The sequence below is a fragment of the Neobacillus drentensis genome (assembly GCF_036962765.1).
Taxonomy (GTDB): domain Bacteria; phylum Bacillota; class Bacilli; order Bacillales; family Cytobacillaceae; genus Neobacillus; species Neobacillus drentensis_C.
The window spans coordinates 293-12,098 of record NZ_JBALOS010000030.1; the positions used below are offsets into that span (position 1 = coordinate 293).

The 11,806-nt window shown below is 40.3% G+C and carries 12 protein-coding genes; all 12 read right to left on the reverse strand.

The features are described 5' to 3' along the window. Positions 1-283, reverse strand: a 283-nt coding sequence (locus tag V7137_RS05080) for a S1 RNA-binding domain-containing protein (RefSeq protein WP_335697057.1), incomplete at its 3' end; no start/stop codon positions are given. Between the two features lie 95 nt (positions 284-378). Next, the gene (locus V7137_RS05085) at positions 379-762 is read right to left on the reverse strand and encodes an FtsB family cell division protein (protein WP_335697058.1); all 384 of its coding nucleotides are present in this window, start codon (positions 760-762) and stop codon (positions 379-381) included. Between the two features lie 13 nt (positions 763-775). Next, positions 776-1,408, reverse strand: a complete 633-nt coding sequence (gene yabQ, locus V7137_RS05090; protein WP_335697059.1) for a spore cortex biosynthesis protein YabQ — start codon at positions 1,406-1,408, stop codon at positions 776-778. After that, on the reverse strand, positions 1,405-1,707 hold the full coding sequence (gene yabP / locus V7137_RS05095; RefSeq protein WP_218351185.1) for a sporulation protein YabP: 303 nt from the start codon (positions 1,705-1,707) through the stop codon (positions 1,405-1,407). Before yabP ends, yabQ begins: the two co-directional genes overlap by 4 nt. Before the next feature lie 76 nt (positions 1,708-1,783). Then, positions 1,784-2,059, reverse strand: a complete 276-nt coding sequence (locus V7137_RS05100) for an RNA-binding S4 domain-containing protein (RefSeq protein ID WP_335697060.1) — start codon at positions 2,057-2,059, stop codon at positions 1,784-1,786. Positions 2,060-2,134: 75 nt separating this feature from the next. Continuing rightward, positions 2,135-3,601: a nucleoside triphosphate pyrophosphohydrolase gene (gene mazG, locus V7137_RS05105; RefSeq protein WP_335697061.1), complete on the reverse strand. Its 1,467-nt coding sequence runs from the start codon at positions 3,599-3,601 to the stop codon at positions 2,135-2,137. After that, positions 3,595-5,211: a putative polysaccharide biosynthesis protein gene (locus V7137_RS05110; protein WP_335697062.1), complete on the reverse strand. Its 1,617-nt coding sequence runs from the start codon at positions 5,209-5,211 to the stop codon at positions 3,595-3,597. The genes mazG and V7137_RS05110 overlap by 7 nt, the downstream gene beginning before the upstream one ends. Before the next feature lie 256 nt (positions 5,212-5,467). Beyond that, entirely contained in the window at positions 5,468-6,004 is a 537-nt protein-coding gene (gene spoVT, locus V7137_RS05115; RefSeq protein ID WP_335697063.1) for a stage V sporulation protein T, read from the reverse strand. A gap of 232 nt (positions 6,005-6,236) precedes the next feature. Continuing rightward, positions 6,237-9,782, reverse strand: coding sequence for a transcription-repair coupling factor (gene mfd / locus V7137_RS05120; RefSeq protein ID WP_335697064.1), 3,546 nt, complete (start codon positions 9,780-9,782; stop codon positions 6,237-6,239). Between the two features lie 103 nt (positions 9,783-9,885). Continuing rightward, positions 9,886-10,116 carry an anti-sigma-F factor Fin family protein gene (locus V7137_RS05125; RefSeq protein ID WP_218351179.1) on the reverse strand — a complete coding sequence of 77 codons (231 nt, stop codon included), beginning with the start codon at positions 10,114-10,116 and terminating at the stop codon, positions 9,886-9,888. Positions 10,117-10,396: 280 nt separating this feature from the next. After that, on the reverse strand, positions 10,397-10,957 hold the full coding sequence (pth, locus tag V7137_RS05130) for an aminoacyl-tRNA hydrolase (RefSeq protein ID WP_335697065.1): 561 nt from the start codon (positions 10,955-10,957) through the stop codon (positions 10,397-10,399). A gap of 174 nt (positions 10,958-11,131) precedes the next feature. After that, positions 11,132-11,764, reverse strand: coding sequence for a 50S ribosomal protein L25/general stress protein Ctc (locus tag V7137_RS05135; protein WP_218351178.1), 633 nt, complete (start codon positions 11,762-11,764; stop codon positions 11,132-11,134). Between the last annotated feature and the right edge of the window lie 42 nt (positions 11,765-11,806).

Sequence of the window (11,806 nt, forward strand, 5' to 3'; positions counted from 1 at the left end):
GGCGTTGTGAGTGTGAGTTTGAGTTAGATCTTTGCTGTGACTCTGGTCGATCCTTTGCCTTTTTAATCGACAGTCCAATCTTCCCATCCTTCTCAACATTTATGACTTTTACCTCTACTTGGTCGCCAACCTTCAAATGGTCATTAATATCTTTTACATAATTATCAGCGACCTCACTGATGTGCACGAGTCCTGTTGAGCCCTCCGGCAGCTCCACAAACGCTCCAAAATTAGTAATCCCGGTTACCTTCCCTTGTAACTTGCTGCCTACTTCAATTGACATAAAAAGAATGTTCCTCCTTAAAAGTATAAAAAATCAATCTTACTCTATATTATACAAAAAGAAAAAAATCAGTGTCAATATGACTATAAAATGGTTCATTTTCCCTTGTTTTCATCTGGGATATTAAAAATAATTTCACCTTTTTCGGAGAAAAAGTATTCTTTTCTAGCCAGCTTTGCAATATAATCATCATCATTTAATTTAATAATATTTTCATTTAGAATGTCTCGCTGATCCTTTAACTTCGTTAACTCGTGATTCAGCTGCTTCTTCTGTGCGATTTTAGCATTAAGCTTCGCTGTTTGGGAAATGTTACTGGAAATCATGAAGTAAGAGAGAATGCTGGCAAAAACCAAAAACATCGTCAGCCTTCGTGCTAATAATTTCTTTTTCCTAGCCGAAGCAATTTCCGCATATTCTTGCTGTTTTACATAGGTTGTCTGAATCTTAGATACACTTCTCTTTTGTTCTGCTCCCATTTCCCTCACCGCCTTACTCTTTTGGTTTTTTCCATCTATTAATAAACTTAGTAATATAATTCCTGATTCTCTTGAAAATTCCTGCCGTTCTATTATATAACTTCTCGACGTATTTTTTAATACTTTTCGGCAAAAGTTTCCAAAAAATGAACAAGATTTTTTGTAACGGGACTAATATGATTTTCACTATAAATAGTAATACCTTGCTAATAAATTTAACAAGAGAGAAAAGGCCCCTGCCAATCGCAATGATAATCATAATAAGTAACTGAATAAGACCAACGATTGGTTTATAAATTAAGAGATGGAAAGTCTTTTTGATAAAAAGGCTGATCGCGATGATTGATTTTATGACAAATTCAAGTAACTTAAGATAAATTCCTTTAAATAAACTCTGGTATGCAGCAAATCCACAAATAAGAGCGAGGAAGATATAAAATCTAAGCTCGCCATTATTGACCAAAAACAAGGTATAGAAGATAGCCAAGGCCTGGATAACCCAAAAGAGTAAATCATTGAAAAATACAATCCATTGCTTTCGTTTCGGCCGATTTAAAAATCGTTGATAGGTGTCGAACATTGCCCCAAACAATGTGCCCATTCCAATCATCGAAAGCAATGTGAAGAATTGAGTCGAAAGGTTCATCGGAATAACTTACTAAAGAATCCTTTAGCTTTCTCCCCATGATGTTCATCGAGGTAAACTAAATCAAAAATTTTCCCCTTTATTGAAACAAGCCCCTTTTCTACATCTAAATTTTTCATTTGCAGGTTTTGCCCTTTGATCGCTAAAAATCCCATTGAAGTTTCGAGTAAAAACTCCTCATTATCAAAACTTTCTACTTGTTTAACACCCGTGATGTCAAGCAGCTTTCGGCCCCTCATGATGACATCATGGTCTGGAACACTGCTCTTTGCCGGATTACTCTCATAATATTGGCTCATTAACATCCCTCACAATCATTTGTACAACCTTTTTGATAAATTTTATGTGAGGGATAGGTGAATTAGAACCCCGTTCCTAAAAGGGGGATTCTGATGTGCTAATTCTTTCTTCGTTCATAATCGTATACATTTCTGCCGCGTCTTCTTTGCGGGTAGTATCTTGAATCCGATCAATCCGCGCCGTTACCTTCCTTTGCCCTAAACGGATCGTTAATTCATCACCGACTTTAACGATTGAACTAGCCTTTGCCTCTTTTCCATTAATTTCGATTCGTCCTTGATCTGATACTTCTTTTGCCAACGTTCTTCTTTTAATTAAACGAGAAACTTTTAAAAATTTATCAAGACGCATGTCTGTGTCCCCCTTATTGAAATATTCGTGGTAACTTTACTGTATAGCTCCAGCGCTCAGTGCGCTTCTGCTTTTTTACATACCTGTTCGTTTTGCTTCGTCCCAATACTGGTCAAGTTGTTCGAGTGTATGTTCCGAAAATGTCCGGCCGCTTTCCTTGACCTTTTCCTCGACAAACTGAAACCGGCGGGTAAACTTTTCGTTCGTTTCAAACAAAGCTTCTTCTGGTTGGATCTTTAAGAATCTAGCCACATTCACAAATGCAAATAATAAATCACCAAATTCCCCTTTTGCTCGGACCATGCCTTCTTCTGTTCCATCTAATTCATGCACAAATTCTTCGAGCTCTTCTTTCACTTTCTCCAAGGCAGGGGTAATTTCCTGCCAATCAAAACCAACCTTGGCCGCTTTCTTTTGGAGTTCAAACGCTCTTAGCAGATTTGGTAATGCCATCGACACTCCCTCTAATAAAGAAGTCGGTTCATCACCCTTTTCCTGTTTCTTTATCTCCTGCCAATTTTGAACAACCTCTTCTGCGTTACCGGCTTTACCAGTTCCGAAAACATGGGGATGGCGTCGAATCATTTTCGCTGATAAACCTTCAATAATGTCATCAATTGAAAAATAACCCTCATCTTCACCAATTTGCGCGTGAAGCATGACTTGGAGGAGCACATCGCCTAGCTCTTCGATTAAGTGGTCAATATCACCGCTATTGATGGCATCAATCACTTCGTAGGTTTCTTCAATTAAGTATTTTTTTAACGATTCATGGGTCTGCTCCCTGTCCCATGGACAGCCCGTTGGACTCCTAAGTTCCGCAATAATTTCCCTAAGCTTTGAAAAATTCTTCAAGAGAATCTGTTCCTCTTTGACGGGCGGGATATAAACAGACGTTAGATTGTTAATTGAAACATTTCGGTCCAGCTTATACAATGGTACTTTTTCGATGATTTCCTGACTGCTGCCGGCAGCCGTTACGATATACACCATGTAATCATCAGGCAATTTTTCCATCAGAGTTAATTTTACGTTGGAAGCAACGAATTGGTCGTATACCTGGCCTATAATCATATGTTGGTCAATTTGCAGCCGCTCTTTGTTTAGGGATGTACCGTCCAGTAATTGAAACCCTTCAATTGGATCCATTTTCACCGACGTAAATAAGGCGTCAATAAAGCTTTGACCACCGCCAATGGTCATTTCAATCGACCGCTGTGGGCCATACTCTAACAGCAGCTGTACGGTCCGCTCCGCCACTAATGGATGTCCAGGGACAGCATAAACCACCGTCTCGCGTTCAGCCTTACCCAGTAGGGTCTGGACTATTTCTTCATATACTTCTTCAAATTGATCATGCTTTTCATAAATTGCATCAAAGGAGGTATAGGTAAAGCCTTCTTTCTCCAATTCTGCAACAACGGGATGCTCTTTCGTCCGTAAAAATACTTCGCCTGCATTCACTAATTTCTTATACACACCAACGGGAAGCTGCTCTAAATCTCCTGCACCTAAACCAAGAATTTCAATCTTTTTCACCATTTAGTTCGATCCTTTCGGGCCATTAATTTTATTAATTTACTTCCAAATGGAAATAATGATAGTTCTTCCTCACGAAACACTCTACCTCTAATCATCACCAATAAGAAGAGGAATCCACCCAATATCGCGGAGCTCAACGATTGAAAGACGGCCTCGATTCGTCCAACATCATGAGAACCCCACATATATAAATAAACTTTTAAAAAAAGGACCATTGCCGCTGTCGCCATTAACACTGTCCGCCAAAAGTGCAGAGAAAATAGAGAAAACGGTGCTATCTTTTTAAAGTGCACGAATAACAAAGTCGTGACGAGTCCTAATGAAACCAGCGATGCAATGGCGGCACCCATTGTTCCATATATGGGCACGAACACAATATTTAGAATATATTTCACTGGAAAGGCACATAGTACAGCGATTGCGGGAAACAGCATGACACCAAGCCCCTGCATAATCGCAATGATTGTTGAGGTAATCGATGTAAATAAAATCAAAAAACCAAGTACACCTAAGACCTCAGATCCAGCGTTATTTTCAAAAAGCATTATATTGGTTGGTTCAATAATCGCCCACAGTCCGGCCGAGGCCCCGACACCAATAATGACACTTACTTTAAGCGCTGCTTGAATTTTGCGTTGTAAAAACTCCGGTTTGGCCGATAAACGTTCCCTTGTGATTAAGGGAACGAGTGTTAAAGACATCGAGGTCGCCGCAATGGTACCTAACTGAATGAGCGGCTGCCCCCGGTCAAATATCCCTTTAAGCCCCTTAGCCATGTCTTGTTCTATCCCGCTTGAAACCAGCAAGGAAAAGAGATTTAAGGAATCTCCTAATTGGATAAAAATCATCAGCATTCCGCTGATACAAATCGTTAGACCTTGAAAGACCAGTGCCTTGAAGATCATTTTGGCCTCTCCAGCATAGCTTTGAAACATCCCTAGTTTAGGGGCTATTACCTTCCATTCTTTACGGAACCATAAAAACATAAACAAGATGATTCCTGAAACCATACTGCCTGTAATCGAGCCAAACATGGCCCCGCCGCCGACAAGATATAGTGAATAATCTTTTTCCATAAACAGATAGGACAGGAAAAGAATCGTTACTACCCTTGTCGACTGTTCTCCGACCTGGGATAAGGCAGTCGGAACCATGTTGCCAATCCCTTGGTAATAGCCGCGCAGGATGGACATCAACGGAAACAGCAAAAACACAATCGAGACAACCCGTAATAGAATGGATAGTTGAGGGTCATGCATCCAACCAGCAATCCTGCCTGCCCCAAAATAAAGAACCAAAAAACAAAGAAAACCAAATAATTGCAAATAAATAAATGAGACAAACAACAGGAGCCGTGATTTTACTTCATCACCTTTTTGTTTCTGCTCTGCATATAGCTTAGAAATAACGACCGGGAACCCTGTCGTGGAAAGGACGATGGCAATTCCATAAAACGGGTACACTTGCTGGTATATGTAAAAACCTGTATCTCCGACAATGTTCTGAAAGGGAATTCGATAAAAAGCACTTAAAATTTTGGTGATTAACGCCGCGAGCATTAAGATAAAAGCCCCTCTAAACAGAGCCTTTGATTGATTCACAGACTTCATTCATCCACCTACCAAAAAATACAAACTCGAAGGTTATTATATCATGTTAAGAGACCATTTTAACTAAATAAAAGGCTATGTTAAAGCTGATTGTTTATTTTGCCACATGATGAACGGATGCGGATACAGCGAAACTCCTGCAAAAGGACCGAGTCAAGGGAGACCCCCGGAGGCGACTGGCGCTGAGCTCCCGGAGCGGAAATCAACATGCTGGTTTATCGAAGTCAAATAAAAAAGACAGCTCTCGCTGTCTTTTTTAGGATTCCATTTGTCGTGCGAGGAAACCTGCTGCGGTTTCAACCGCCTTTTGTTCCACTTCGCCGAGAGTTCCTTCTTTAGAAAAAATAATAACTGCCCCGATTGGATCACCATTTGCAATGATGGGTCCAATCGTATAGGATGTTAATGCTTCCTCATTTCCATCTACTAAGGCAATGTCGCCTTTTTGATTGTTCAGGACTGAATTTCGTTCTTCCATCGTTTTTTCAACGACATCACTAATATTTTTATTTAAGTACTCTTTCTTAGAACCTCCAGCCATCGCGATAACAGTATCTCTATCACATATTAATACAGGATTTCCAAGGCTATCGAAAAGGGCTTCAGCATATTCTTTCGCAAAATCACCTAATTCACTAATAGGTGAATATTTTTTTAAGATGACTTCTCCGTCTCGATCAACAAAAATCTCTAACGGATCCCCTTCGCGTATACGCAAAGTTCTGCGTATTTCTTTGGGAATGACAACACGACCCAAATCATCGATTCGACGAACTATTCCAGTTGCTTTCATCCAATGTTGCCTCACTTTCATCTGATGATTATTCAACTTGGCGATGATAATCTTTCCTTTTATTGTAACCATCACCAACTTTGAACTTAGTATCTTTCATCTGGAAAGTTATATACATAATCGTAATATTTTTTCAAATATCATAGGATTATCCCAAATTGGATAAAGCTTCTTTCTTTTCATATCGTTCGTTCGAACTAAATAACTGAATCAAATCCTTTTTTGTGCTGCCTTAATTTACTGGGTTTTTATGACTTTTTTTCGCTTGGGATACTCCCTTAACCATCTCAAAGGCAATATTCAGCCATTGTGAAGATGGATAGTCCTTTGTCTTGATGACAATTTTCAGTCTTGGACCTTCCATTCCCGGGGTCACATTGCGGCCAAACTGGCTGCCAATTTGGAAAATCTTACTGCCATCAATGGTGTTGGTTACCTCTTCATTTATTAAAATGGTGACTTCCTGTTTGATTTGTTTAATTTGATCGACCCCATTTAAAAGAGCATAAACTTTCATCTCAGCGATTTGAAATAAGCAGGCAACCTCTTCTGGATACTCACCAAACCTATCAAGCATTTCCGATTCGAGTTCTTCTATATCCTCAAGGGTTTCGGCACCTCTAAACCGTTTATACATCTCTATCTTTTGATGCCCATCCTTAATATAGGTGTCAGGGATATAGGCATCAATTTCAAGGTCAATCTCGACCGATTTTTTGACAGCAGCTCCCGTTACTCCGATGTTTACTTTTCGCTCTTCAATTGCCTCTTTTAACATCTGTGAATACAAATCAAAACCAACGGAATCGATAAAGCCGTGCTGTTGGGCACCTAATAAATTTCCTGCTCCACGGATCGATAAATCACGCATTGCAATTTTAAAACCGGAACCCAGCTCCGTAAATTCCTTAATGGCTTGGAGACGCTTTTCGGCGACCTCCGTTAATACTTTATCTTTTCGATAAGTGAAATAGGCATAGGCAACACGATTGGACCGGCCGACACGACCGCGAAGCTGATAAAGCTGGGAAAGCCCCATCCGATCTGCATCAAAGACGATTAAGGTATTCACATTCGGGATGTCCACACCGGTTTCAATAATGGTGGTACTAACAAGGACATCAAATTCTCCAGCTAAGAAGCCAAGCATGACCGTTTCTAATTCATTTTCTGTCATTTGGCCATGGGCACAAACTACGCGTGCATCCGGGACAAGCATCGATATTTCTTCGGCTTTTCGTTCGATATCTTCCACCCTATTATATAAAAAGTATACTTGTCCGTCCCGGGCTAGTTCCCTTTCGATGGCTTCCCGGACCAATGATCCATTGTACTCCATTACATACGTTTGGACAGGGAATCGATTTTCAGGCGGTGTTTCAATAACGGATAAATCACGGACACCGAGCATTGACATGTGCAGGGTACGCGGAATCGGTGTAGCCGTTAAGGTTAATACATCGACATTCGTTTTTAACTTTTTAATCTTTTCCTTATGGGTCACTCCGAAGCGCTGCTCTTCGTCAATAATCAACAATCCTAAATCACGGTACACAATATCCTTAGAAAGCAGGCGGTGTGTGCCGACGACAATGTCAATCGTCCCTGCCTTTAACCCTTTAATCGTTTCCGTTTGTTGTTTTTTCGTACGGAAGCGGCTTAACAGGCCAATATTAATCGGATAATCTTGAAATCTTTCCCGTAAAGTTTCATGATGCTGCTGGGCCAAAATCGTTGTCGGAACCAAAAATGCTACCTGTTTTCCGTCAGCGATTGCCTTGAAGGCAGCTCGAATCGCAACCTCTGTTTTTCCATAACCCACGTCTCCGCAAAGGAGACGATCCATCGGACGCGGCCTTTCCATATCTCTTTTAATCTCATGAATGGAGCGCAGCTGATCATCTGTTTCTTGGTACGCAAAGGATGTTTCAAATTCTCTTTGTAAATCACCATCAGGGGTATAGGGATAGCCCACCGCTGCTTCCCGTTCTGCATACAATTTAATTAAATCATCAGCAATATCTTGAACAGAGGACTGAACCTTCTTCTTGACCTTTTTCCAGTCCGTTCCGCCCAGTTTATAGATCTTCGGCTCCTTACCCTCCGATCCGACATACTTCATAACCAGGTCAATTTGTTCTACTGGGACATACAGTTTGTCTGTTCCTTGATAACGGATATGGAGATAATCCTTATGAATTCCATTAATAACAAGCGTTTCAATTCCTAAATACTTACCGATTCCATGATTAACGTGAACAACATAATCACCAACTTTAAGCTCCGAATAACTCTTAATTCGTTCCGCATTTGATAGTTTTTGGCGATTGGTAGATTTTTTGACCCGTTTATTAAATAGTTCTTCCTCGGTAATGACAGCGATTTTCTGGATCGACAGCTCAAAACCTGTTTGCAGATTTCCTTGCATAATCTGGACTTTACCAGGAAGCAGCTGTTGTCCACTCTTGGTAACGGTCGCACTAATTTCATAGTCCTCAAGGACACGCTCCAGCTTTTTGACCCGCTCTTCATCCGGTCCTAAAAATAAAATAGAATAATTGCTTTTTTTCCATCTGTCGACTTCTGCCTTTAATAAATGCATCTGCCCGTGGAAGTTTTGCATTTGCTTGCAGGAAACATTAATAATATTTTGTGGACTCGTATTGGCTACATGACGCAGGAATAAAGACATATATACAATAGGCAATTCCTTTTTTTGCAAAAGCACAGCAAGGTCATGAGAAATATGTAAATCATGGACAATCTGACCGGTCCCAAGTAAACTTGTGTACCATTCCGCCTCTTCCTTTACTAAGGAATCATTCATTTCTTGAACGCGGCTGATTTCGTCAACAATTACTAGGCCATTACTTGGAAGGTAGTCTAGTAAACTACTAGCCCTATCGTAGGCTAGTGACAGGTATTTAAAGACTTGGTCAGGCTTTTGCCCATTTTTTAACTGTTCCAATTCAAAACTAATATTCTGAGAGAGCTGCATTTTGGCTTTATCGTCTTTTAGTTTTCTAAGGCTCTGCCCTAATCCAACCTCAAGTTTTTCAACCATACGGCTATAATGATCTGCCTCTAACAATACTTCTGTTGCAGGTCCAATCAGAATCTCTGAAACCTTTTCTTTCGAACGTTGGTCTTCTAAGGAGAAAGAACGAATCGAATCAATTTCTGTATCGAATAATTCAATCCGGACCGGATTTGCTTCTGTAAGCGGGTAAATATCTATGATTCCGCCTCTTACACTAAATTCTCCCGGTGTGGTCACCATTTCGGCCCGAACATATCCCATTTTCACAAATGTATGTAAGGTCTGATCGATATCTATATCTTCTCCTAATTTTAACGAGAGTTGGTATTTCTTCCATAAAGACTTAGGAGGTACAATCTTCTTCAACCCGGCTATTGGGACAATTAAGACCCCTTTACTATGCTTGCTCCAGTAGTTTAGGGCTTCTATTCTTTGCGCTTTTAACTCTGGACTGGCAATGCTCATTTCGGCAGCAATTAACTCATTGGCAGGAAACAGAAAAACTTCCTTTTCACTTAATAGATTGACAATATCATCATAAAGTTTTTGGGCTTGTAATAGATTGTGGGTGACAAGCATGATCGGTCTTTGCATTTGTTCGTAAATAGACGCTGCTAAGACCGTTCGAGACGAGCCCGATAACCCGGCAATCAGCTGCTCATTTAATCCTTCTTCCACCCCTGCAATCACAGAGTGGACATCTTCCTGCTTGAGGAATAACGATTTTAACGCCTTCAAGGTTTCTCCCCCCTCCTTCTTCCATCAAAAATCATATGATTAACATTCTTATATTAGTAAATTATAAATAGAAAAACGCTTTGGACGAAGCTCCAAAGCAAAGTTAGTGAATAAGGAAATCGTATTGGTGGTAATCTGGAGTCCGCTCCAAAGCTTCCTGACAGTCTTCACAAATGGCTGTGATGTGAATATCGCCGGATGAGTCATACGCAACCATTTCCAGTCTTTCTTGATCATTTAATTTATGAAGACCGAGAGCTTCGCTGTGTATGGATGCTTTGTCAATCGTACCGAGATTCGTACCACAATGCCGACAATGGTAATGGATGGCCACGCCTGTCCCTCCCTAATTTAGGATTCCTTATTAGTATTATCCTTCTAGGAGGAACTTATTCAGTTAGAAATCGCTCTCATAATGCCCCGCCATATCTTTTTATTCCTCTATTGTATGAAACGAATGGGTAAATCATGAATCATTACTGAGGCTCTTTTCGTAAACTTTGTTGCGTATGGAGCTTAAACAGATGCATTTACTAAGATTACTAAGCCATTTTTGCTAATGTTCTTACGAAAANNNNTATACGAAAAACAATAATCATTACGAAAACCAGCCATTACTGATTATATTCATTCATTACCTGCAAGAAAGGTTTATCCAGCCACGCTGTGCAGGCATCTGCACTTTTTTTCACTGCCTCCTCCATCGGAGCCTTTTCATCAGGACGGAATCGGCCCAGGACATAATCAGGCACGCTCATTCCTGCTTGGGGGCGGTCAATCCCTATTCTGATTCTGTTAAATTCCTGGGTCCCAAGATGAGCTACAGTTGACTTAATGCCATTATGACCGCCTGGACTTCCTTTTTGTCTTAGTCTAATCTTTCCGACTGGCAAGTCAAGGTCATCATAAATCACAAGCAAATCTTCTTGATCAATTTCATAATAGTCCATGACCGCTCGGATCGATTCTCCAGATAGATTCATATAGGTAAGTGGTTTTAACAAAATAACCTTTTCACCATTATAAAAACCCAATCCATATAATCCTTTAAATTTGGACTGGTTAAGCGGAATGGCAAATTCACTTGATAGTGAGTCAATGACTTCAAATCCAATATTGTGTCTAGTCTGTTCATATTGTTTTCCAGGGTTACCTAAACCAACAATTAATTTCATTCTGGGTCCCACCTCTTCCGGTTTAGCCAACCTTTTAAATAGTTTTCGAAACATCGCTTTTTCTCCCATGGGATCGTAATGCGTTAAAAGACGTAACCTTTTAAAGATTACGCCTTGCTACTCTTAATTTACAGTGAACAGTGAACAATGTCTAGCCCAAGTATAGATGTCTTTTTATTCTGGAGTAGTCTCTCTTCCTTCTTCCTTATCAGGATGTCCTTCTTCTTGTTGTTCACCAGAGTTAATTTCATCTTCCTGTTTAGGAGGAAGAATCGAAGCGATCACTTCATCGTTCTCATGGTTGATCGTGAAAGAAGATCCTTGATATGGAATGTCGGCAATGGTTAGCGTTTCGCCGACCTGCAGGTTCGTTACATCCATTTCAATCTGCTGCGGGATATTATCCGGTGTTGATGTTATCGATAATTGATGAAGCGGCTGCTGTAAAACGCCGCCATCTTTTACACCTGCTGCATCACCAGTGAGAACAAGTCTTACTTCTACATGAATCTTAGAGGATTTATCGACAGCCAAGAAATCAACATGGATAATTTCCTTTTTAATAGAATCCTCTTGGTAATCGGTTAAGATGACATCCTGTTTGCTGCCGTCCACATCTAAAGAGATGATTCCATTTCTGCCCACTTGCCGGATCGTTTTGGTTAAATCAGTTGAACTTACATAGACAGGCTTACTATCAACCTTTGATCCGTAAATAATCGCTGGGATATTTCCATTTGTTCTAATTTGCTTTAATGCGGAGTGACGGAATTCTTTCCGTTCCTTTGCCTGTAAAACACTACTCATGTGTATTCACCCTCCTATTTTATTAAGGCAATTTTCGCATAG

What these genes read in the sequence shown, in the direction of transcription:
- yabP (WP_218351185.1), bottom strand. Translation starts at nt 1,707, where the DNA reads ATGAGCCAATATTATGAGAGTAATCCGGCAAAGAGCAGTGTTCCAGAC.
- V7137_RS05100 (WP_335697060.1), bottom strand. Translation starts at nt 2,059, where the DNA reads ATGCGTCTTGATAAATTTTTAAAAGTTTCTCGTTTAATTAAAAGAAGA.
- pth (WP_335697065.1), bottom strand. Translation starts at nt 10,957, where the DNA reads ATGAAATTAATTGTTGGTTTAGGTAACCCTGGAAAACAATATGAACAG.
- mazG (WP_335697061.1), bottom strand. Translation starts at nt 3,601, where the DNA reads ATGGTGAAAAAGATTGAAATTCTTGGTTTAGGTGCAGGAGATTTAGAG.
- V7137_RS05135 (WP_218351178.1), bottom strand. Translation starts at nt 11,764, where the DNA reads ATGAGTAGTGTTTTACAGGCAAAGGAACGGAAAGAATTCCGTCACTCC.
- yabQ (WP_335697059.1), bottom strand. Translation starts at nt 1,408, where the DNA reads ATGAACCTTTCGACTCAATTCTTCACATTGCTTTCGATGATTGGAATG.
- V7137_RS05110 (WP_335697062.1), bottom strand. Translation starts at nt 5,211, where the DNA reads ATGAAGTCTGTGAATCAATCAAAGGCTCTGTTTAGAGGGGCTTTTATC.
- V7137_RS05085 (WP_335697058.1), bottom strand. Translation starts at nt 762, where the DNA reads ATGGGAGCAGAACAAAAGAGAAGTGTATCTAAGATTCAGACAACCTAT.
- spoVT (WP_335697063.1), bottom strand. Translation starts at nt 6,004, where the DNA reads ATGAAAGCAACTGGAATAGTTCGTCGAATCGATGATTTGGGTCGTGTT.